Here is a 23,914-nt window from a genome sequence, read left to right as displayed (position 1 = left end):
CAGTTTACCCTAAATAAACCTGTAATTTATTCCTAATAAACTGGCAGTTTAATCCTAATAAACTTGTGGTTTATTACCAATAAACCGACGGTTTATTCCGGATAAATGGACAGAATGAATCATAGAAATATTTTTAGTAGCATTTATTTAATATTAATTTAGAAAAAGAAGTAAGTTTAGTATGAAGAAAATTATGTTTATGCTTGTTGCCGTAGCAGCTATGGCAAGCAGTTGTACACAGAGTGATGTAATCGGGTTGTCTTCGGATGATAATGTTGAAATACGTGTCAGTGCGGGTATCACCTCTGCTGTGTCTCCCTCTACGAGGGCAGTATTGGAAGGGATGATAAATTCCGGTTTCACTACGGATTTGGATGTGTCGTTTGTGCGTGCCGATGAGGGAAGTTCTGGCTACACTACCTACGGGGCTACTGCTTTGATAGGTACCGTAGCGCATGCTGCTGATGCGCTGTCGTTTGCTCCTGCCGAATATTATTTGGCAAGCGGAAAGAAAACCAAGTTGATAGGCTGGTATCCAAGACGTTCCGGAGTTAGTTATACGCAAGGTACAAGAGTTGTGGATTTTGGTGAAATTGACGGTAAGACGGATTTGATGGCTACTGTTCTGTACGAGGGAAGTAAAGGTGCAAATATACCGTCTATTGCTTTCAATCACTTGCTTACCCAGTTCAGTATAAAGGTTTATACTCCTGATGCTGCTGCGCAGGGATTGTGGGGGACAGTGAACTCCATTAAGATAGCTGAAAAAAAACAGACTTGTACGATTACATTGCCTGCGGCGACAGAGACAGCCAATACAGCAGCCGCTCCGACTTTTACTGGTAATTCTGACTTGGATTTGATTGAGGCTAACCCGGCTGTCACCCCTGCAACTGTCATTAACTATCCCCTGACGCTGGGCGTAGGCACGACTACGGACGCAGTTCTGGCAGGTTATGCCATGTTTGCTCCGCAAACTGCTGGTAATGTGGTATTGAAGATTGAATTGTCTGTCGGTGGAACCCAGACTGTGAATGTCCCTGTTCCTACTACACCTACACCCGCAGGTTTTCTTCATGGACACGCGTATGAAATCACTTTAAAGTTCTCGTCTTCGGCTATCACTCCTACCGTATCCGTTGTAGACTGGGTACCGGTCACAAATCTTCCTGAAGTTGAAATTTAATGTTTATACGCCATTGATTTTATGAACTATTCAGGGATGATAAAATACTTGCCGGCAGTCTTGTTGTTTTGTTCGTGTACGGAAAGCGGTCTTTTGTTGAGGGAGCGTGAACGTTTTGCAGTGCATTTCTCTGCATCGGGCATCGGCATGGAGGTCACCACGCGTGCTTCTTCGCCTTTGTCGGACAACACAACGTTGCGTATCCTCGCTTTCCGGCGTGTAGGACAATCTCCCGATTTGCAGGCGGATGAATACATGGGCGAAGGCACATACAGAGCCTCTTTGGGCAATGGCAGCCTGACGCCTGTGCATTCTTTGCTGCTGCGTGCCGGTTCCTATGATTTCTATGCCCTTACCCCGGAAACGGCTACTGCTTCCGGGGGCGGTGGCAGCGGTATTCCCGGCGGTGGTGGCAGCACCACTGCACCGCCGTACACCGTATCTGTGGGGCATGGCATGGACTATGCCACTTCGCTGACCGCGGGTAGAACGGTGGATGAATCCAACCCTTCCGTCCCTCTCAACGACTTGGTTCGCCGTTGCACAAGGCTGGTGTTCGAGCTGTCGCCCAAAGCGGGCAATATAAAGAAGGTGCGTGTTGCGTCCGCCGGGCTCACCAATATGACTGCTGCCCCCGTTGCAGCGCCTCTGAATGCAGAACTTCCCCTTGCGGGAGTGGCGCAGAGCGACGGCCTCACCATAGCAGGCGGCAGCTTCTCCCCGCCGGACAAGGACCTGAACACTTCCGCTGCTGCGGTGGTGCTGCCCCGCATGGCAGGTAAGTTCGATTTCGAGCTGGATGTGTCGTTCAATGACATGGCTGACGCAAAGTTTACGGCTGCCATGCCGCCGACGCTTGTATTTGCTCCCGGCACACAATATACGTTCACCCTGAAGATGAAAGGCAGCTCCATGCAACTGACGCTGACGGTGGTGCCTTGGGGTGAGAGCGTAATGGGCGGTCAGGGCGATATAGGCGCTTCAGCTCCGATTACGGTGATTGTGGGGGCTTGGGAGAATGTGACTGTGCCGGGCGAAACAGGCGGTGGCAACCCCACTGTCAGTACGGGACAGTGGATTCTCAATCCCGATTTGGATGTCCTGTTCGGCAACTATGGCCTGAGTACGATAAACGGTCTGCCCTGGGCTTCTTCGCAGACTCTACTGGGCGAAACGGGCGGCGGGAGCACGAATGTGAACTCCGGCAGTTGGGCGGGAACAAAGGATGTACCTGCTACCACCGGTGATGGAAAACTACCGGGGAGTGATGATCCGGATTCAGTGTAAAAACATGCAGTATATAAACATGCAATATATAAACATGTATACATAGGACATGTAAGTATATAATATGTAAGCATAGGACATATAAACAACATATAACCTATGTGCAACATGTAAAATGGAAAAAATGAAATAATAATTATGAAGATAACAAGTATTTTCGGGTTATGTATAGCGGCTTCTCTTTGCTCTCTTTCCTGTACGGATGGAGACGAGATTCAGCAGAACATAACTCCCAATGTCGATACCATGTCGGTGAAACTTGCGCTTGGCATGGCTCCCATGCATGACACCGGAGGTGTCACTCGTGCACGCGGCGACAACTCGCTGGACTTGGTGCTGGGCGAGGAAGCGGATAAAGCTCCGGATTATGCCGGGGCACATTTCGCAACAGATGCCGGGACGCAGATGAATTCTGCAACAGATGCCGGAGCACATCTCCAAACACGCGCAAGCCTGACCGACGCCCAAGAGGATGCAGTAAGCGAAATCTGCGTCTTTCAGTTTGAAAACGCCACTAATACACTGAAATACAGCGGACACATATCCTTAGGAACGGGAACACTTACAACCGACATCTCTCTGGCTACGGGAATGGGCGCGTGCACCGTATATGTGCTGGCAAACGTGGGCGACCTGACTTCGAGAGTGGCATACGGAAGCTCACTGGCCGACTTCAAGAAGTTGGCAGCCGAAGTGACTTCGGGCAAAGGAACAGGTGACAACCTGCCTATGTGCGGCAGCAACGACAACTTCGACTCGAATACAGCCAACACACTTGCAGTCTCACTGACCCGTTCGGTTGCCAAAGTCAGCCTGAACCTGACTCTTCCGAATGGAGCTGATTTATTTACAGTGAGGGCCATCAAGCTGATGAATGTAGCAAAGAAACTCTATTATGTAGAATCGACTGCTCCGACTACTTCGGCAGAGCTTACCGACTACACGAGCGATAACTCCAACACAATTACTTGGTACATCCCTGAAAACATGGCGGGAACCACCTCCCTGTCCGATTGGAAAGACCGCTACGAGGGCAATGCGCCCGCTACGGCTACGTATATCCTGATAGAAGGGAGTTATACCCCTCAGAATGGTACGGCCCGCGATGTAGCCTATGCCATTTATCTGGGAGATAACGACCCTGCCGATTTCAATGTGACACGCAATACGAAATATACAGTGAATGCCAGCATTAGAGGCACTAACTTGGACGACGGTCGTGTGCTGGTGGGCAAGGATTTGAGTGCTGCCGGAACGCGGACAGCCAATTGCTATGTGGTGAAAACCACCGATGCCAATAAATGGTATCGCTTCAAGGCCACAGTCCGCGGCAATGGTGCGCAGACTGCGGAGGATATCTCTTATACGGGAGCCGTAATTCCTGCGGGTGATAAGATTTCTCCCGTCAAGGCAGGCCTTGTGTGGGAAACCCGCGATAACAATGGGACTGTTCACACACTGGACTACGTGGGCTATTCCCGCAACGGCTATATCGTGTTCAAGCTGGGCAGTGCTCCTGAGGGCAATGCAGTGGTTGCCGCCAAAGACGGAGCTTCCAAAATCCTTTGGAGCTGGCATATCTGGGCAACGGCAGCGTTTGGTGGAGATAATATCAAGGAACAGACATACGAGACGCGCCCTCGTAACAATATTAGCGGGTATGAAAACATAACTAAACGGACTTTCAAGATGATGGACCGTAATTTGGGTGCTGCAAGCGCAATGCCGGCTTCTAAAACGGAAGCAGAGGTTATAAAGACGTATGGCCTCATTTACCAGTTTGGTCGTAAAGACCCGTTCCCCGGTGCGGGTGTAATGACAAGAACGGACGATGCAGAACTTATTCCCTCTTATGATGCGGACGGGGTGTTGGTTACGAGACAGTTGATTATGGCAGATAACCCCAAATATTTAACAAATAGTCGAGCGATAAGTGGTCAAGGAACCGATGCAGCAGCTATTAGTAGACAGCTTACCTATGTAGTAGAGAATCCTTTGGTATATGTGATGAGTAATGGTGCTGATGCATCTGCTCCTGGGGGAACAGGAATCTCTTTGAGCTGGATTTGGGCAGCGCATAAGAATACACTTCCTTGGAAAGTATCCAATAAGTTGTGGGGTAGTGACATTCTTGACGAATCAAACAGTAATCTCTTTGCAACGAAAACTGTAACAAAAACTATTTATGATCCTTGTCCTTATGGTTATCACATGCCTCTGCGGGATGTATGGACTAATTTTTTGACTACTGCAAATGGATATAGCACGAACACAGAAGCTGAGTTTAATGTGGTAGATGGTGATAAAGTGGTTTCTTCCAATTTGCAAGGTTTTATGGACTCAGCTTTTCCTGTGTTTGGACGTCGTTTTTTAACTACCGGAGATGCGGCAAGGGGTGATGGAAGCAATGTGGCGTTCTATCCAGCAGCCGGTGGACGTATCAATGACAAAACACTTTGCTACGTTGGACATCTGATTTCATGTTGGTCTGCCTCGCCGCATGATAATAGTACTACAAGGGCTGGCTTTCTGTATGGAGACGCTACCCGGATATCTCTGATAGAATCCGCTGCAGGTCGTATGTTTGGTTTTCCTGTGCGCTGTGTCCGCGGCAACTGACAGTAGCCGCATTGTTACGAAGTTGTTGCACTGCAAAGTTGTGCAGCAACCTTGTATCACGAAATAATGTTATTCTATGTTTTTAGTTTATTCTCAGGGTATTGTTATTGATTGCCCTTAAGGAACACCGGGGAGTTTAGAGGGCCGGGTTTTTCCTCGCCCTCGATTCGTTCTTTGGTTTTGGGCCGGATGAGGATGTGAATCACTGTCTGTGCTTATTTGTTTGTTTGAAAGTTCCCCCTTTCCAAGCGTGGAAAGGGGGAACTTGTGTGTAGTTATGGTGTGCCAAGTCTCTTCTTTATTCTTTAGAGACGGTTTTACCCGCAACTTGCGTATTGGGCTGTTCTTCCCAGTGGAACGGCTCGAAGGTTGTGTTCGGGTCAATCCAACTTGGCTTCTTGGCAGCGTAGATAATGAACGGGGCAATCACCACAACAAGCGCACCGATAATCAGTACGGAGAACCATACGGCATTGCTACCGGTGGAAATCTGGCTTGGAGGGATGAAGCTCAGCACAAATGCAAGCAATGAACCACAGAATCCCAAACCACCGATGAACCACATCAGGCCGTTGCCGCCTTTGCCGATGCGGAACGGGCGGTTCAGCTTCTTCATCTTGTAGCGCAAGGCAATGGCTCCGGAGAACATCAGCATGTACATGATGAGATAAAGAATAACCGTCAGCTGTGACAAAATCTGATAGAAACTCTGCACCGAAGGCATAACCACGAACAGGAGGCTCAATACGGTTACGGCTATACCTTGAACATAAAGTATGTTCTTTTGCACTCCCAGCTTGTTTGTCTTCTGGAAGAACGGAGGCAGATAACCCGCCTTGCCCACTGCAAAGATACCTTTGGACGGACCGGCAACCCATGTCAATACACCTGCCAGCACACCGAAAGCCAACGCAACGGCTATGATAGGTGACAGCCAGGAAGCATGGATATAATGGAAATAATTGTCGAAACCCACCAGCAGGCTCTGCGTCAGGCTGATGTCTTTTGCAGGAATAATGACACCGAGGGAAAAAGTGCCCAGTACAAAGATTATGACTGTGATCAACGCACCGATGAATACCGCTTTCGGATAGTTCTTGGAGGGATTGTTTACATCCTTCACATGGATACCGCCCATTTCCATTCCGGCATAGAAGAGGAAGATACTTGCGGCAAGCACCACATTGTCAAAATTCGTCAGGTCAGGGAAGAAACTGCTATGGAAGTCCATGTTGGAGTGGCCGCCCGTAGCGAGATAGACAATGCCCAAAATAATCAGCAGGGCTGCCGGGATGATAGTACCGACCATGCCACCCACCTTTGCCACTTTTCCTACCCAGCCCATGCCTTTCATTGAAATGAAAGTTGCCAGCCAGTAGATTACGAGCACCACTGCCAGCGTGTAGTACTTGTTGTTTGCCAACGACATGTCGTGCACATCGTTCATACCGATGAAAGCAATGGATACGGCACCGAATGTCAACACAGTGGGATACCAGATTGTGCTTTCAATCCACTGCACCCAGATAGCGAGGAAGCCGAGTTTCTTTCCGTAGGCTTCACCCACCCAGCGGAACACACCGCCTTGCTTGTCCTGAAACATGGCAGCCAGCTCAGCGGCGACAAGTGACGTCGGGATGAGAAAGACTATGGCTGCAAATAAGTAGTAGAAAGCCGAACTCATTCCGTATACGGCTTCGGCGGGCAGTCCGCGAAGGGATACTACTGCCGTCACATTCATGATTGCCAGGGTAAATACGCCCAGCTTTACTGTTTGTTTAATATTTGCCATAAATTAAGGTTTTAGGTGAAAAAATCATTCTTTTTGTAATAGTCCTGTTTTTCCTTATTACGCCTCTCTACCAGACTTGTTACATATACTGTGAAAATGGGAAACATCATCATCCCTAATGCCGCCAACAGAACGGACAACACCCGCCCGGTGGCAGTGACCGCTATGATATTGGAACCCACCGTTGTCACATCCATGAACGCCCACCACAAAGCATCGCCATAACCTGTTACCAAAGGATTGGTTCCATGCTCCATGACATAAAAGGCAAGACTTGAAAAGTAGACGGTAGCCAATAGCATTGTCAGATAGGACACGAACAAGCCCGATGCACGATTGTACGTCAGCCAGCCCACCACGATAGCCATTGCATATCCGCCCCGCACCAGCGGGATGAAACGCAGCATATAAGTAATCTCGGGTGAAAATGTCCAACCCATGTAGGCAATGATATTCTGATAGGGAATGGCCACCAAAAGGAAGATGAAATGTGTGGCGACATAGCGCTTCCAGTTGGTTGCCAAAATCCATTCCAATACAAAATCAGCCAGAAACAATGCGCAAATCCATAACTGCACTTCCATGTACACCGATTGCTCGTAGAAAGGGATGCCTTTGAACGTGTCAACGGATATACTGATAACCAAGAACAGCGAAAGCAGCAAGATGATTACATGGAGTATGCCGTATATTCCTTTTTTCCGCACTATGAATTCTGATAGAGCTGTTTTCATATCTATTCCGTAATTGTCACATTGTCACCGTTGAATACACCCAGGCCGAGCCTGTTCATGATGAACCTGATAGACATTTGTGCTTTGACGGAGTTTCCGGCTTCATCCAGAGGAGGAGCGAAAGCGGAAATGCCCATTACACCGGGAAGTACAGCCATCACGCCACCGCCTACACCGCTTTTGGCAGGGATTCCGGCAGTGTACATCCAGTCGCCCGAATGTTCGTAGAAACCTACACTGGAAATCATGGAAGTTATTTTAGGCGCGAGTCCGGCTTCGAATACGTGTTGCCCGGTGACAGGATTAACGCCATTGTTGGCGATTGTTCCGGCTGCAATGCTCAGTTGCCCGGCTGTGACGCCCAACGAACATTGGCGGGTATAAAGGTCGAGCGCCAATTCCGGATCATCGTAGATACGGTCGTAGTTTTTCAATAGCCATGCAATGGAACGGTTATTGAAATTCGTAGCTGTCTCCGATTGGTACAGCTCGTCGATGAGCTGTGGAGCAGAGCCGCACAACTCGGTGATGTTCTGTACGATGACATTCCATTTCTTGTCGGAATTACCCGTCGGCTGCACCATGGAACAAGCGGATATAGCGCCTGCATTGACCAATGGAGTGGAGGGGTGGTCGTTCTCCAATAAAATGGCAATGATAGAGTTGAACGGCAGGCCCGTGGCATCGGCGCCGATCATGTCCAATACTTTCTGTGCACCGTACTGGCGCAGGATGAGTATGGCCGTATGTACTTTTGATACGGATTCTATGCCGAATCGGTAATCTGTATCTCCGATATTGATGGTCTGTCCGTTTGTCAGGCAGATGCTGAGACCGAACAGGCCGGAATCTATGTTGGCAAGATAAGGGATGTAATCCGCATTCTTGCCTCCTGTTTGCTTTTTCACCTCATCATAGACTTCTTGGGCAACTTCCCTGATCTGTGAAATTGATATTTTCTTTTCCATAATCTATATAATAATATGGAATAAGGAATAGGAGATTTGAGTTTCAGTCTCCTAAAGCCTTATTCGATATTTTGTTTAATGTATTAAAACAATAGAGCAGTGGAATGATAAGCTGATTCTTGCTTTATCATTTTTTGTGGCGTCTTCCGCCATGATTGAATATTTTGCTTTCTACCGGCAGATTTTTCTCCTGAGCCATACGGGTAGGGGTGGGGTAATCCAGCTTTTCCAGTTCGGCAATGGCATTCTTTATGTCGCCCAGCAGCATGTCTGCCATGTCGCGGCTGAATCCCTGACGGACAACGACACGCATCACAATATATTCCTCCAGTTTGGAAGGCAGCGTATATGCCGGAACCATCCAACCATGTTGTGAAAGTTTGTCCTGCAAGTCGTAGAGAGTCCATTTGGCTGTCTTGGCGTATTCCGGTTTCAGATACCAGATGAACAACGGATTCACCACCTCATTAGAGTAATTGACAAACGGAGCCATTTTCCCTATTTCATCATGGATGTACTTGGCTATTGTGAGTGAATTGTATTGTACCTCTTTGTAACCTTGAAAACCTAAACGGATGAATTGATAGTATTGCCCTAAGATTTGTGCGGCAGGACGGGAGAAGTTCAATCCGACTTGGGTAATATTGGCGCCGAGATAGTTTACACTGAAGGACATCTCTTCGGGCAGGTATTCCTTGCCTTTCCAAACCACCCATCCCAGACCCGGATACACCAAGCCGAACTTATGGCCGCTGACACTGATGGAGAGCACCCATTTCAGACGGAAGTCCCATTTCTTTTCCGGATACAGGAACGGAAGGATGAAACCGCCGCTTGCAGCATCCACGTGGATGGGAATGTCGTAACCGGTTTTGGCATTGTAGGCGTCGAGCGCTTTGTCAAGGGCTTCGACATCATCATTCAGCCCTGTCCATGTGACACCCTGTATAGGCACGATGCAGATTGTGTTTTCATCACACATCTTCAGGGCTTCTTCGGGGTCGAGTGTGGTCTTGTCGAGGGTCAAAGGCACTTCGCGCATTTCGATTTGCCACAACTGGGCAAACTTCTCCCATACCACTTGGAAACCGGTTGAAATAACGAAGTTCGGCTTGTCGAACGGCTTGCCTTGCGCCTGACGTTTTTTGCGCCAGCGCAGCCACGCGGCTACACCGCCCAGCATACATGCTTCTGAAGAACCGATGGCGAGTGCGCCTGTCTTCCACGTATCTTTTTCCGGAGAATTCCACAGATTGGCGACGATGTTGATGCACTTGCCGTTCATTACGGCGATGCGGGGATACTCGGTTTCGTCAATGTAGTTGATGTTGATGGCTTCGTTCATTAGCTTGGTTGCATATTCGTCCATATAGGTCGTGACGAACGTAGCCAGATTCAGGCGGGGCTGGGTTTGGGCAAAGGTCTCATCTTTCACCATCTGGTAAGCGATTTCGGGAGTGGTGGGCCCATCGGGGATTTTTTCCACCGGTGAGGGTTGTAACATACGGTTTGAACCGAATACGTCTGTTTTGGCATCTCCCTTTCTGAAATTCAAATCTTCCATATAACTATAAGTTTTTAAAGGTTTAGGCGGCGGGGACCTTCCCCGTCGAATTGTCCACAACAACGACCCTCGGAAAAGAAAGTTCCGGCGTTTTACATTATTTGGCGTTTATTAAATGGGGGAGAAATGAAAGAGGCCACAGAGTTTCTTATTCTTGCAAGAATGAGAAACTCTGTGGCCTCCGGATGTGAAAACCGTTTTTTTTATACTTTTATCTCGTCATATTTCATTCCAAATACATCTGCTACTGCTTTATAGGTCACTTTTCCTTCCACCACATTCAGGCCTAACGCCAATGCCGGATCGTCTTTGCAAGCCTGTTTCCAACCTTTGCAGGCTAAAGCTACGGTATAGGGCAATGTGGCATTGGTCAGCGCCATGGTGGATGTGAACGGGACAGCGCCGGGAATATTGGCTACTGCATAGTGCACAATGCCGTCTACGACATACGTAGGCTCACTGTGAGTAGTGGGGTGGGAGGTTTCAAAACAGCCACCCTGATCAATGGCTACATCCACAAGTACGGTTCCGGGCTTCATCATTTTCAGCATGTCTCTTGTAATCAGGTGGGGAGCTTTATCGCCGGGAATAAGGACAGAACCTATCACCAGATCTACGGTAGGCAGTTCCATTTTGATGTTATGAAGTGAAGAATAGAGTGTTTTTACGTTTTTGGGCAATACTTCGCTGAGATAGCGCAAGCGTGGCAGATTCACATCTGTAATCATTACCTCGGCTCCCATTCCGGCAGCCATTTGTGCGGCATTAGTGCCTACGATGCCGCCCCCTAAAATAAGTACGCGTGCAGGACGTACCCCCGGCACGCCACCCATTAGTTTTCCTTTTCCACCCTGCGGTTTCTCCAAAAAACGGGCGCCTACTTGGGTAGCCATGCGCCCTGCCACTTCGCTCATAGGGGTGAGCAATGGCAATGAATGGTCTTCTTTCTCTACGGTTTCGTAGGCGATACATACAGCACCGCTTTCAATCATGGCTTCGGTCAGAACTTTATCGGCCGCAAAGTGGAAATAGGTAAATACCACTTGTCCCTTTTTAATCAGTTTGTACTCCGGTGCAATGGGTTCCTTTACCTTGACAATCATGTCGGCTATGGCATAGACGTCTTCAATGGCAGGCAGGATTTGCGCACCTACGGCGATGTAATCGTCGTCAGAGAACCCACTGTTTATGCCTGCTGTTGCCTGCATATATACCGTATGACCTTTCTTCACCAACTCGGCTACTCCGGCAGGGGTCATTCCTACTCGGTTCTCGTTGTTCTTGATTTCTTTGGGGACTCCGATAATCATAACCTTAAGAGTTTAAGGGGTTAAACATGTCGCAAGATACGAAAATGGAGGGTACGGTGTTATCGTATCCTCCATGTTATAGAGCAGAAACGTAGTTTTCTTGTGTCTTTGCTGTTAATGCGTCTTATAAGTCCATATCGGCTCCGCCTTTAATCGGTTCTCCCGATGTCCAGGAGCTTACGCTGAATGTGCTTTGCGTCAGGTTGAGTGTGCTTTTGTTCAGTTTCAGGGCGAAGGTGTAGGTATGGTTGGTGGTGGCGGTGAGGTCTGTGGGTTCATCGGCAGCGTCTTTTATCGCGAGCTTGTAGGTATATGTGGTGCCGTCGGCAGTGGTGGCGCGGATAAAGTCAGCGTTCTTCACGAAGACCTGTCCCGGCATCACGATGGCACGATAGACAAGGGTAGGGGTATCTCCTTCTTGTGCGGTGGTGGTATGGCTGTAGGCAGTCAATGTGGTGGTTGCGGCGGTGGCGGCAGCGGCTGTGATGCTTCCGTCGGCAAGGTTCCATGTACCGTTCAGGCAGAAACCGTCGGCGCATAGCAAGTCCACCTTACTGATGGCGGGCAGGGGCTCGTCGATGGCAAATCCGCTGCCCGGGGCGATGGTGACGGTGACCTCGCTCATGCAGTGTTGCATGGGGACGCTGACCGTTTGCAAGGCGGTGGTGGAGAGTTTGCCCCACAGCAGATCGGCAGCTTCATAGTCGGTTGCGGCGGTGGCAGCGTTTTGGTTGGCAAGGATAGTGGCGGGAACTTTAAACCCTGCGTCTACGCTTGCTGTGTAGGGAAAGTAGGCGTAGAGTGTGTGCATATCCGTCGTGTTTTGCCAGTAGAGGATCTGGTCACCGGTGTAAGTACCGTTCTGCCACTTGGCGTTCAAGGGAGCGATGGCGGCAGTGATGGGCTGTTCGGTGGTGGCGCCTGCGGTGTGTGCCAGGTAGATGCCCAATACATCATCGTTGTCGAATGTGGTGGCGCCGATGGCGATGCGTGTGGCTGCCCCGCTTTGTGCAGTGGCGGGCGTCAGTTGGAGCGTCAGGCTAATGGGGTTGCTGAGAACGGGGTCCACTACCGGGTCATCGCTGTTTTCGCAGGCGGTGGTGATGATTACTGATGTTGCCATAAGGAAGATGGTTGCTCTGTGGAGCAGATGATGGAGAAGAGTCTCCGGACTGTGAACTGTTGTTTTCATTGTTATCATATATTATAAGTTATTATTTTGAGTAAGTTTCTTTGATATATTACTTACTGGGTTGTTATAGCTTGTTGGGTTGTCATTAGTTGCTTATCTGTTATTGTCCGGTTTTTTCGCTGGAGTCATATCTTCCGGTTGAGATAAGACGACTATCTTTAGTTCCTATGAACTTCATGCATTTTTCCAATTGCTTTTGGCGTTCATCATCCAGTGATGCCCCTTCTGCTGCTTTAAAGTAGTTTTCGGGAAAATCAATGAGGTGGAGATTATTTATTTGGGTATCTGTATCTTTACTATACTCGGGCAGGAAGAATGAGCCGTTTTCATCAATACCGGATAGGCATAAGCTGAAACCTTTGCATCCGCTGAAAGCATCGGAAGCAATTTTCTTAGCCGCTGGGAGGTAACACACATACATCCGGCTTTCTGAACCGGCAGTGATTTTACTGCCTATTGTGGTGGCTTTGGGAAAACCCAAAGTACTTGTTTTATTGCAATCCTTAAACAGCCCATCGGTTATTTCATGAACTTGCTCTACATATACCTCTACTATTTCTGTAGCCTGCGCCACACCCGCCAATACCTGCATTATTTCCTGTTCCCGTTCTCCTAACGGACCGGTAAGATAAATAATGTAGAGTTCGGCTTCCGTACCCAACTTTTTCAAAGCGTTTAGCTCATGGATGATTTTTGTGCCGCCGGTATAGGTTCCATCACAATGGAGTAGTTTGATACCATAGCTACCGTCAGTAAATACGCTGTTAATTATTTGCAGCACGCTTCCGGGGCAGAAACCGCCATCGGCAACGGGATTGCCATTGGTATCCATCCCTGCGTGAATATCATTCTTGTAGAGGTGGCTTATTCCGTCTCTATCAGTGAAAAAGTAAGAAAGTGAGCCGCTGCCGTCGCATCGGTTGTCACCGCTTTCATAGTATGCGGTGGGCAAGAGGAGAACCCGATAAAACAGGCCCAAAGCATCGACTTTGTAAGCGGTGATATTTCCGGTAGCAACAAGTTCTCCTCCGATGGTGTAATCGGGTATGAATTTGTCACTGTCCGCTGCACCGTTGCCGTCATCGCTGAGTGTGGCGGTGATGCCCCCGCGCAGGGAGGTTACCTCTCCCGTTGTGGGGTTGAAAAAGGCGGTGCGGGGCACTTGGTAGAGCATAACCTCATTACACATGGAAGGGTCACAGGCTATTTCCACTTCTGTCAGCGCTTTGCGCATTTTCAGTTCGATGGGAGTGGCGGTGGGCTTCTCCACAATGCAGGCCCGGTATGTGGAACGCAAGCTTCTCCAATATTCACAACTTTGCTCGTCGAAGGTGCCGGGCAAGGTGAAGGTGGCTGCCGGCAACGGATTTTCCGTGCCGTCGGCATTGCTCACAGAATATTCCGTAAGGGGGATGGCGGGAGAAATGGCGGCGAATATATGTCGTGCGTCGGCATACTGCCAGCATAGGGGGCTGTTCCCGTCGGTATCATCTGCCGTCCAGGTGGCGGAGGTCACGATATGTGCGACGTCATCATAATTTCGATATGTGCAGGTATAGTTCGACTGTAAGCGCCGGGGCTTGTGATCGGGGGTATCTGCGGCGGGAATAGTGAGGAAGACGGTCATAGTGCTGCCCACCTGGGGGAAGTCGCTGTCCGTCGTTACGGCTCCATCCGCACGAGTCACTGCACTGGCGGAGAGTGCATTGTCTATCTGTATCGGTTTCCCCACGAGGACTTCGGGAGAGGTTTCTCCACTTTCGTCTTCTCCGGGGAGCGTCAGTTGCCCGGTGCATGCGGTGAGAAGGAAGGCCGAAACGAGCATGAGTATCGGGGTAAAAAGGTGTCTCTGGGCAAAGAAACGCTTTGGAGCGGATGTGCGCAGGACATTGAGTATTCGGGTGATTGTTGTTACCATAAGTTTGTCTTAGTATGGGTTATTGTGTTATATGATTCTGATAATTATTGATATTCGTCAAGGCATCAATGGCGCTCATGTCTGTCCCGCTATTTGCATTGTAATGGATATTCTTCCAAGTTTTGCCTGCCCAAATGAGGCTTGTTCCTGTTATGGTGGATGTATAGTTGGGGAGGAACAGATACTTGAGTCTAGAGCTTACAGAATAGGCATTTCTACTCACTGTTGGAGCTGGTAATGCCGAACCTGCATAAACAAAGTTTGCCAATGCGCTACAATTGTTGAACGCGAGGTCTTTTATATTTTCCAGATTTTTGGGAAGGACAACGGTGACTAGTCCGCTGCACTCTTGGAATACTTTTGTAGCTATTGTGACCACGTTGTCGGGAATTCTGATGCTTGTCAGGGCGTTGCATCGATAGAAGGCGCTTTCTCCTATCGACGTCAGTCTGTCGGGAAGGGTGAGGTCCGCCAGTTTCTGGCATTCGTAGAATGCGTGTCTTCCGATGCTGTTTAGTTGAGGAACCTGTCCTAAGAAATTGACAGTTGTCAATTCTCCGCACCTATTGAATGCGTTCCCTCCAATGCTTGTCACACTCTGGGGGATGTCCAGCTTTTTCAGTGCCGAGCATTCATTAAACACGAAGTCTCCTATACTCTCTAGTTGGTTGGGGAGTGTTACGTTTTCCAGTGTCGTGCAGAGATTGAATGTACGTGTGGCCAGTGTAGTTACGTTGTCGGGGATATCGATGCTTGTCAACGCTTCGCATGATTGGAATGCATTTTGCCCAAGACTGTTTAATTGTGGAGTCTCTCCTGCGAAAGTAACGGTTGCCAACTTTGGACATATGTTGAACGCATAATTTCCTATGCTTGTTACGGTCGATGGGATAGTGATGTCTGTCAGCTCCTTACAGTTGGTGAATGCGTTTTTTCCAATGGTTTCCACTCCCTCCTCCAGGGTGGCGGTTTTTAATGCGGTGCATCCATTGAAAGCTTCGTCTGATATTTGCTTCACCGATCTCGGGATGGTGATGCTTGTCAGTCCCGAACCGGCGAATGCGAAAGTTCCTATGCCGGTTATCGTCTGTGGCAGGGTGATGCTTGCCAGACTTGTGCAGTTTTTGAATGCTTGGTCTCCTATACTTTCTGTTCCTTCTATATTGAGGCTTGACAGATTCGTACAACCACTGAAAGCGCTTTCTCCTATATTCTTGACATGACCTATGATTACGTCACTCAGGCTTGAGCAACCGAAGAAAGCGGATTCTCCTATGGCTTGAGCCGATTGTATGGTAACACTTTGCAACGAGGTATACAAGAATGCTTTCTTTCCAATGTTTATCATTCCGTCTCCTATCGTTAGGCTTGTCAGACCGCTACAAACTAAAAATGCTTGCTCTCCTATATCTTTTGTTTTGTCGGGGATGTTGATGCTCTCTAATGCAATGCAGCCATAGAATGCTTGTTTCTCTATACTTTCCAAGTTATCGGGCAGTTTGGTAATTTTCAGTTTCTGGCAATCATAGAATGCTTGCTCTCCTATTTTCGTTACCTTCTCGGGGATATTGATGTTCTCTAATGCAGTACAGGAACGGAAAGCTAAATTTTTTATGTCTGTCACAGTTTCGGGCAGTTTGATACTTTTCAATGCATTACATGACCGGAATGCGTTGCGATTTATAATCGTTAATCCGTCGGGCAGGGTGACGTCTGTCAGTGCCGTACAATTATAGAATGATATTTCTCCGGTATCTGTTATCCCTTCCGGGAGTATTATTTTTTTCAATGCGGGGTTCGGATTAGGATTGTTGCTGGCGAAATAATGAGGAAGAGTTGTTCCGCCGGTTGCATAAATGGCAAGTGAACTTACTTTGAACTTATTGGTATCACCATCCTTATATTTCATGAGTGAGCTCAAATCCTCAAGATCCTTGTCATTTATCTTTCCGGTGATTATCAGACCGACAGGACTTTCTTGGGTGGCGTCTTTCAAGGCGTTCAGTAGGGTGGCGTTATCCTTTAGGGTGCCCGGTGTCTCGTTTATAACCAGTATCCCTTCCGCTTCCGCTTCATCGGGCTGCGTAATCACTGTCGGGTCTTGCCATCCGGTGGAGGTGACGCTGAGGGCGCTCACTTCGGTACGGTTCACTTGCAGCACCAGTTTGTGACAGGTGTTTTCGGTAGTGGTGAGGGGAGTGCCGGGGGTGTAGGTGAAGTGTGTGTCGCCTATATGCAGGCTCATCATCGCCCGGTTTGTGCCAAAGGTTTGTCCCGGCAGCATCAGGGCGTAGAACTTCAGGGAGGTGGCGCCGTTTTTCAGCAGGCGCACGTCCTGGCGGTTCTGCTCGTTCTCGAAGTTGTAGATGGCGGGGCGTCCGTCGGTCTGTATGGTGAAGGTGGCGGCAGCAGATTTCAGATGTACGGTGACTTGGGCTTGTAGCTCTTGGGCGGTCATGCCTTCACCCGGCAGCAGTTCTACGCATAGTTGCGCCATGCTGTGTTTCAGGATGAGGTTGAGGGGAGAGCCGGTGGCGGGCATCCCGGTAGCAGCGGTGGGGAGGTCGGCATCGGCGGAACAGTAGCGCAGCAAGTCCATGATGCGCCATTTATCGGCATCGTTGGTGTAGGTGTTTCCATCCCAGGCATTAAGGGCATGCCCTTGTATGACATCGGTTTCGTAGGTCAGCGGCATGTCGTAGGCGCCGGGTGTGGCGGTGTCGCAGTCGGGGCCTCGCCACAGGGTGAGGATATTGCCGTTGGCTCTTTGCCAGTAGGCGGGTGTGGAGGCTGTCCAGCTGCCGCTACCCGGTATGTTTCCGGCGGCAGTGTATTCGTAGATGCCCGAGGATCGGGTGAATGTGCTGCCCTCTCCGGCGGCGATAGCGACGTGCAGTTGGTCTCCGCTGCAGAAGCCTTGCCAGGCGGTGGCGTCGGGGAGCGGGGAGTCGGCGCGTGTGGCGGCGTGTGCGGCATTTGCGTCTTTAGTTGTCAGCGTGCCCAAAGCTAGTGTTTCTCCAGTTCCCCGGTTCTCGGTGATTTCGGTCAGGTCATTGGTACATCCTGCCGCTAATACCAGGCATATCAGTGCCATGGCTGTAATGCAGATAGCGGTAACAGTTCGTACCAGTGCCCATTTTTCTTCCTTTAGTACTCTCATGATGTTTACTTGTTTATAGTTTCGCATTCCATATAGTTTTTTTGTTTGTTTGCTTTTATCGTTTTCAGCTTGTCTTGTGGGATACATGGTATTACCGGATGCTGAATTGGTAGCGAAAGTATAAACTTTTTGAGAGACCGCCCATTTTTGTAGTCTTCTCCTTGTCCTGATTTGTCGCTTTGATGTCCTGAAATGTCTCACCCCCGCTCAGAAGGGTGCCTGGCGGGGGTGAGAAGGGAGATAGAAGAGGTATTCTTATTTGTTTTCTGCTCTGGCTATTTCTACCAATTCTTTGATTTTATTATCGGATAGAGTACTGATTTCAGCTTTATCATAAATGGCAAGTAAGGTGACAATGCCTTCTTCTACGTTAATGACGGCTTCAGTATCTGTCAGGACACGCGCCCCTCCACGTTTACCTTTTCCTTTTCCGGTAATGCCGATACGTATTTTGTGTATATTGTTTCCTAAGTCGGTACCGAGATAAGGATTTTCACGTAGTGCTTCTATCAGTTGTAGGTAGTCTTGTGAAATAGAACGATATTTTTTGAATAGGTGTTTGTAGCTTTTGTCAAAGAATTCAATGGTACGGATGTTTATCATGCTTTTTCTCCTTCTTCCATTTCTATTTCTTGTAACTCTTTCAACAATTCTTCGGCAGGGCGGGATTTTTTCCGACCGGTCTTTACTTCATCCAATTCATGGAATGCCTCTTTCAGGCTGTTTAGCATGAATTTTTCTTGTTTGGCGCTTTTGCTTTCAGCAGTAACGGCTTTCCTTACTTCTTTTAAAGCTTGGATAGCGGCGCGAGTCAGTTCTTCGCTGTCCAGTACGGCATTGACTTCTGTAAAAAGTGAGCGTCTTAGTTTCATTGTTGTCATAATTGTATCTCCTTTATATATAGTGGTATAACGTTACAAATATACGAATAGTTTCCGTCTTGCCAATGGAAGTGCTAATTCTTCATTAAAAAAGAATCTTTGTGCCCTCTGTGTCCTCTGTGGTGAAATATCTTCTAAAGACTGTCACGATATTGCGCCGGCGACAGATGGAAAATCTTATTGAAAGCCGTATAATAGGTACTGCGGCTGTTGAAGCCTGACATGGAGGCTATGGCATCTATCGTGAATTTGTCTTTCTCTTTCAACAAGGCTACAGAGTATTCCACACGAAGACGGTTGAGGTAACCGCTGAAATTATCGTTGGCTTGCTCTTGCAAGAGAGCACTGAGACGGTTCTTGCTGAGGCCGGTAATTTTCATCAGGTCCTCACGGGTCATATCAGGGTTCAGGAAGAGACGACCGGATATCAAGTGAGTTTCCATTTGCATGAAGCGGAGACGGTTTTCTTCGTTCTTTACTTCTTGTGCCGCTGCCTGTTTTTCTTCGCTCTCTTCTTTTTCTATTCCCGCGTATGCCTTTCGCAACTTCTCTTTCTGTGCCAGCAACTCGTCTATCTGGCGGACGGCGATGCGGTTACGCTCATGGGTACGACGCAGGTTGAGGTGTTTCTCCCATAGCAAGATGAGCAGCAGCAAAGCTACAAGGCTGGCAGTGGCAAAAAGAATGTGCTGGCGTTTGAGTTCGGCCTGCGTCTCGCGTATCTGCGTATCTTTCTCCTGCGTCTGATACAAAATGGCGAACTCATGTGCTTGGCTTGACTTTTCACGGTGATAGATACTGTCGTTCACACGAATGATACGTTGCAGGTAACTGTTTGCCTGGTCTTGGTTGCCCAGTCCGCGATAGGCTTGGGCGTAATGCTCCAATGCTATGGTATAGTTGTAGCTGATGGTGTCGGCCTGCCAGAAGACGGTGATATGATTGTCCAGGCGCAGCAAGGCTTCCCGGTACTGGTGGTTACGCAACAAGTAAGGAACGATTTCGGCTTGTCCCATTTGGGAGGAAGAAAAGGAAGTGGCGAGGTAGTTGCGGTACGCCTCGGCGGCTTTTTGGGTTTTTCCCTCTTGCCGATAGTATAAGGCTAGTTTGGAGTAGAGATATCCATATTGCTGGTCAATGTAGCCGGGAGGCGGTCCGGGCATTCTGCTCATGCGATGGATGACGTTGAGGCGCTGTTGGCATATTTCGATAGCCTCGCCGTTATGGTGGTTGTCATAGAGATAGCCGGACAAATCACCGTAGTAGGTGGACAGGTATGCCAGTTCGCGCACATTGTCGCTGTCCTTCAGCAGGTCGATGGAACGGTACATATATTGCAGGGCTTCATCCATGCGCTGCATGCCTGCGTATATTCTCCCGATTGTGAACAGCAGTTCGCTTTCTCTTGCTTTCTGTTGCAGCTCCTGCGCCAGGTCGATAGCTTTGGAACAGATGCGTATACCTTCCTCGTACTTGTTTTGACGGTCGAGGACGGCGGCAAGCTGTGTCAGTATTTGCAACTTGCGGGTAGGAACCTTTTCTACGGAGTCGGTGGCGAGGGCGCGCCGGAGGTAGCGCTCTTTCAGGGCGTACATACCCAGGCTTTCGTAGACCATGCAACGCAGAATGTCGATGCGGAAAGGTTTCATCCGGTGAGATGCTTCGGCTTCATTGAGCAGGTGCAGGGCACTATCGGGCATAGAGAAGTAGATACTGCGAATATATCTCTCGGTGAGTAGACTGTCGGGAGCCTGAACGGACTTTGGAGTACTTCTGGCGAGGATTGTGTTGGATGTCGGTAAGAGTGCCAGGCAGATGACACACCAAAGACGGAGGGTTCTCATTGTTTATTTCCTATATTTATGTGGCAAAGATAGGGATTATTTTTATCTTTGCCTTTGTTTTTGAAATGACTACTTATTTAGAATGAAAATATCTATCAAACTTATCTTATATTCTTTCTTGCTATTGGCAACAACAGGGGCGCAAGCGCAAGAAGAAACTTTCACTCCTCCTTTTGATTTCCCTATCACCTTTTCAGGCAATTTCGGCGAGATACGTTCCAACCATTTTCATGGCGGGCTGGACTTCAAAACCGGTGGTGTTATAGGCAAACCTGTGCATGCTTTGGCAGACGGGCATATCTCCCGTATCCGAGTGACGCATGGCTCAGGGTATGTGCTCGATGTGGATTATGATAACGGTTATTCCACTATCAACCGCCACCTCAGCGCTTTTACAGGCGATGTGGCCCGGAGAGTGAAAGAATTGCAGTATGAAAAGGAGAGTTGGGAAGTGGAGATCGTTCCCGAACCGGGAGAATATCCGGTAAAGGCAGGGCAGGTGATAGCCCTTAGCGGGAATACGGGATATTCTTTCGGCCCTCATCTGCATTTGGATATGATTGAGTCGGCAACAGGGGATTATATTGATCCGCTGCCTTTTTTTATGGAAAAAGTGAAAGACAACACTGCTCCTCATGCCGAGGGCATCATCTTGTTTCCGCAACCGGGCAAAGGGGTGGTAAACGGAAAACAGACGCGCCAGACCTTTCCGGCAAGTCCAGCAAAGCCTATCACAGCCTGGGGATTGATTGGAGTGGGAATCCGCGCTTATGACCATATGGATGGGGTGGGCAACCGTTATGGCGTGCATACCGTTATTCTGGAAGTGGACGGCGTGGAAGTGTTTCGCAGTGTGGTAGACCGCTTTGCTTACGAAGAAAACCGTTATATCAACTCATGGACACATGGGCAGTACATGAAATCGTTCGTCGAACCGGGCAACCGTCTGCGTATGCTGCATGCGTCTAACGGCAACCGGGGACTGATAGAAATCAATGAAGAGCGTCCCTATCGTTTGGTATATACTTTGAGCGATGCTTTAGGTAACACCTCGAAAGTCCGTTTCACCATACAGGGCAGGAATACCGCTATCCGTCCGGTGGAGCATCGCGAAAAATATGCCTTCAAATGGGATAAAACCAATTATCTTCAGGAGCCCGGACTGGAACTGGTTGTGCCGCGGGGAATGTTGTATGATGATGTGTGGTTGAACTATTCCGTACGCGCCGATAGTGGCGACGTGGCTTTTACCTATCAGTTGAACGACACCCGTATTCCCATGCATGGAGCGTGCGAGATGCGTATTGGCTTACGTCGTGACGATTTGGAAGATAAGTCGAAATATTATGTGGCCGGCGTTACCGCCAAAGGCGGAAAATATAGCGTAGGCGGGGTTTATGAGGATGGTTTTATGAAAGTCCGCATCCGGGACTTGGCCACCTATACGGTAGCAGTCGATACCGTACCGCCGGAGATCATTCCGCTTAATCCTCAGCAATGGGGACGTACGGGCCGCATAGTCTTTAGAGCTAAGGACAAAGGGACGGGGGTCAATAGCTATCGCGGAACGATAGACGGGAAGTATGCATTGTTTGGCAAGCCCAATTCCATTAGTGGCAATCTGGTTTGCGAGCTCGACCCCGAACATGTGAAGAAAGGCGGTAGGCATACTGTGGAAATGACCGTAACGGACGGTTGCGGCAATCAAACTGTCGGGCAGTTCCATTTTGTATGGTGAAATAGGAGGGGCTGTATCCTTTGAAATCCCTTTATAGCATTGTGATATAATAAATTCAATAATAATTCAAAGTATGAAAAGATTAACTCTCTCCGTCATGTTGGTAGTGGCAGTTGTGGCAAACACTTTTGCCTGCACCAATCTTATTGTAGGTAAGAATGTATCTACGGACGGTTCTACAATTGTTTCCTATTCTGCCGACTCCTATGGATTGTTTGGCGAGTTGTATCATTATCCCGCAGGCATGCACAAGAAAGGCACATTGATTGATGTGCACGAGTGGGACACCGGCAAGTATCTCGGTCAGATAGAGCAGGCGCGCCAAACCTACAACGTTATCGGCAATATGAACGAATTTCAGCTTACTATCGGTGAGACGACTTTCGGCGGGCGTCCGGAACTGGTGGATACTACCGGTATCATTGATTATGGAAGCCTTATTTATCTCGGTCTGCAACGTTCGCGAACAGCCCGCGAAGCTATCAAAGTGATGACAGACCTTGTGCAGGAATACGGTTATTACAGCAGTGGTGAATCCTTTACGATTGCCGATCCTAATGAAATCTGGATTATGGAAATGATAGGCAAGGGACCCGGTGTACGTGGCGCCGTATGGGTTGCTGTCCGCGTGCCCGATGATTGCATCTCCGCACATGCCAACCAAAGCCGTATCCACCAGTTTGATATGAATGACAAGAACAACTGCATGTATTCTCCCGATGTCATATCCTTTGCCCGCGAGAAAGGCTATTTCGACGGAGTGAACAAAGATTTCAGTTTTGCAAATGCTTATGCACCGCTTGACTTTGGCGCTCGTCGTTACTGCGAAGCCCGCGTGTGGAGTTACTTTAATATGTTCACAGCTCGCGGCAACGAGTTCCTACCTTATATATTAGGCGATACGGATACCCCGATGCCGTTGTTTGTGAAGCCCAACCGCAAAATCTCCGTACAAGATGTAAAGAATGCCATGCGCGACCATTACGAGGGTACTCCCCTCGACATCAGCAGGGATTTCGGTGCAGGACCGTATCACACTCCCTACCGCCTTTCTCCTCTTTCCTTTAAAGTAGGCGATAAGGAATACTTCAACGAACGCCCTATCTCTACCCAGCAGAGTGGTTTTGTATTCGTGGCACAGATGCGTTCCACTTTGCCCGATGCTATCGGCGGCGTATTGTGGTTTGGTACGGACGATGCCAACATGACTGTATTTACTCCCGTATATTGCTGTACGGACAAAGTTCCCGTATGCTATTCGCGCGTGGACGGTGCAGACTATATCACTTTCTCATGGAACTCCTCTTTCTGGATTTTCAACTGGGTCTCCAATATGGTATATCCTCGCTATGACCTGATGATTGGCGATGTGCGTGCCACACAGACCGAGCTCGAAACAACCTTCAACGAAGCACAGGAAGGCATTGAGACCGCTGCTGCCAAACTCTTGGAGAAAGATCCGGCTAAAGCGAAAACATTCTTGACAAACTATACCAATATGACTGCCCAAAGCACGCTCGATGCATGGAAGCGTCTGGGCGAATTCATGATTGTGAAATATAATGACGGCGTTGTTAAACGTATGAAAGACGGTAAGTTTGAACGTAATTCTATCGGACAACCGGCAGGCGTGGTCCGTCCGGGTTACCCGAAAGAGTTTCTTGAAGAGTATGTCAAACAGACCGGCGACAGATATAAAATGCCTCAATGACAGTTTGGGC

Annotated in this window: 16 protein-coding genes; 5 read left to right on the top strand and 11 right to left on the bottom strand. The window is 48.8% G+C overall.

All coding sequences use genetic code 11. The annotated features are described in order from the left end of the window. Positions 1 to 181: 181 nt before the first annotated feature. The 3 genes from NQ546_RS13475 (at position 182) to NQ546_RS13465 (ending at position 5,092) form a co-directional block, all read left to right on the top strand. A complete protein-coding gene (locus NQ546_RS13475; RefSeq protein ID WP_004290570.1) occupies positions 182 to 1,186 on the top strand; it encodes a fimbrillin family protein in 1,005 nt (334 codons plus the stop codon). Positions 1,187 to 1,222: 36 nt separating this feature from the next. Beyond that, positions 1,223 to 2,473: a fimbrillin family protein gene (locus NQ546_RS13470; RefSeq protein WP_239463436.1), complete on the top strand. Its 1,251-nt coding sequence runs from the start codon at positions 1,223 to 1,225 to the stop codon at positions 2,471 to 2,473. A gap of 138 nt (positions 2,474 to 2,611) precedes the next feature. Continuing rightward, positions 2,612 to 5,092 carry a DUF4906 domain-containing protein gene (locus NQ546_RS13465; protein WP_004290572.1) on the top strand — a complete coding sequence of 827 codons (2,481 nt, stop codon included), beginning with the start codon at positions 2,612 to 2,614 and terminating at the stop codon, positions 5,090 to 5,092. A gap of 298 nt (positions 5,093 to 5,390) precedes the next feature. On the opposite strand, the gene gadC is transcribed toward NQ546_RS13465, so the two are convergent. The 11 genes from gadC to NQ546_RS13410 form a co-directional block, all read right to left on the bottom strand. Continuing rightward, positions 5,391 to 6,884, bottom strand: coding sequence for a putative glutamine/gamma-aminobutyrate antiporter GadC (gadC, locus tag NQ546_RS13460; protein WP_004290573.1), 1,494 nt, complete (start codon positions 6,882 to 6,884; stop codon positions 5,391 to 5,393). An 11-nt stretch (positions 6,885 to 6,895) separates the two neighbouring features. After that, the gene (locus NQ546_RS13455; RefSeq protein ID WP_004290574.1) at positions 6,896 to 7,618 is read right to left on the bottom strand and encodes a potassium channel family protein; all 723 of its coding nucleotides are present in this window, start codon (positions 7,616 to 7,618) and stop codon (positions 6,896 to 6,898) included. Positions 7,619 to 7,620: 2 nt separating this feature from the next. After that, a complete protein-coding gene (gene glsA, locus NQ546_RS13450) occupies positions 7,621 to 8,586 on the bottom strand; it encodes a glutaminase A (protein WP_004290575.1) in 966 nt (321 codons plus the stop codon). 127 nt (positions 8,587 to 8,713) lie between these two features. After that, the gene (locus NQ546_RS13445) at positions 8,714 to 10,150 is read right to left on the bottom strand and encodes a glutamate decarboxylase (protein ID WP_004290576.1); all 1,437 of its coding nucleotides are present in this window, start codon (positions 10,148 to 10,150) and stop codon (positions 8,714 to 8,716) included. Positions 10,151 to 10,353: 203 nt separating this feature from the next. After that, the gene (gene ald / locus NQ546_RS13440) at positions 10,354 to 11,460 is read right to left on the bottom strand and encodes an alanine dehydrogenase (RefSeq protein ID WP_004290577.1); all 1,107 of its coding nucleotides are present in this window, start codon (positions 11,458 to 11,460) and stop codon (positions 10,354 to 10,356) included. 124 nt (positions 11,461 to 11,584) lie between these two features. Continuing rightward, positions 11,585 to 12,652 carry a fimbrillin family protein gene (locus tag NQ546_RS13435; protein WP_167319257.1) on the bottom strand — a complete coding sequence of 356 codons (1,068 nt, stop codon included), beginning with the start codon at positions 12,650 to 12,652 and terminating at the stop codon, positions 11,585 to 11,587. A gap of 100 nt (positions 12,653 to 12,752) precedes the next feature. After that, complete coding sequence (locus tag NQ546_RS13430) at positions 12,753 to 14,570, bottom strand: hypothetical protein (RefSeq protein WP_004290579.1); 1,818 nt, start codon at positions 14,568 to 14,570, stop codon at positions 12,753 to 12,755. A gap of 19 nt (positions 14,571 to 14,589) precedes the next feature. Then, on the bottom strand, positions 14,590 to 17,730 hold the full coding sequence (locus tag NQ546_RS13425) for a leucine-rich repeat protein (protein WP_167319258.1): 3,141 nt from the start codon (positions 17,728 to 17,730) through the stop codon (positions 14,590 to 14,592). Between the two features lie 255 nt (positions 17,731 to 17,985). Continuing rightward, positions 17,986 to 18,333 carry a hypothetical protein gene (locus NQ546_RS13420; protein WP_004290581.1) on the bottom strand — a complete coding sequence of 116 codons (348 nt, stop codon included), beginning with the start codon at positions 18,331 to 18,333 and terminating at the stop codon, positions 17,986 to 17,988. Next, positions 18,330 to 18,611: a hypothetical protein gene (locus tag NQ546_RS13415; RefSeq protein ID WP_004290582.1), complete on the bottom strand. Its 282-nt coding sequence runs from the start codon at positions 18,609 to 18,611 to the stop codon at positions 18,330 to 18,332. Before NQ546_RS13415 ends, NQ546_RS13420 begins: the two co-directional genes overlap by 4 nt. A 134-nt stretch (positions 18,612 to 18,745) precedes the next feature. After that, positions 18,746 to 20,455, bottom strand: coding sequence for an AraC family transcriptional regulator (locus NQ546_RS13410; protein WP_039953258.1), 1,710 nt, complete (start codon positions 20,453 to 20,455; stop codon positions 18,746 to 18,748). A gap of 82 nt (positions 20,456 to 20,537) precedes the next feature. Between NQ546_RS13410 and NQ546_RS13405 the strand changes: the two genes are divergently transcribed. Next, positions 20,538 to 22,193, top strand: coding sequence for a M23 family metallopeptidase (locus tag NQ546_RS13405; RefSeq protein ID WP_004290585.1), 1,656 nt, complete (start codon positions 20,538 to 20,540; stop codon positions 22,191 to 22,193). 73 nt (positions 22,194 to 22,266) lie between these two features. Continuing rightward, positions 22,267 to 23,904 carry a C69 family dipeptidase gene (locus tag NQ546_RS13400; protein WP_004290586.1) on the top strand — a complete coding sequence of 546 codons (1,638 nt, stop codon included), beginning with the start codon at positions 22,267 to 22,269 and terminating at the stop codon, positions 23,902 to 23,904. Positions 23,905 to 23,914: the final 10 nt, after the last annotated feature.

Source organism: Bacteroides eggerthii, from assembly GCF_025146565.1.
Taxonomy (GTDB): domain Bacteria; phylum Bacteroidota; class Bacteroidia; order Bacteroidales; family Bacteroidaceae; genus Bacteroides; species Bacteroides eggerthii.
This window is presented reverse-complemented; position numbering and strand designations above follow the sequence as displayed.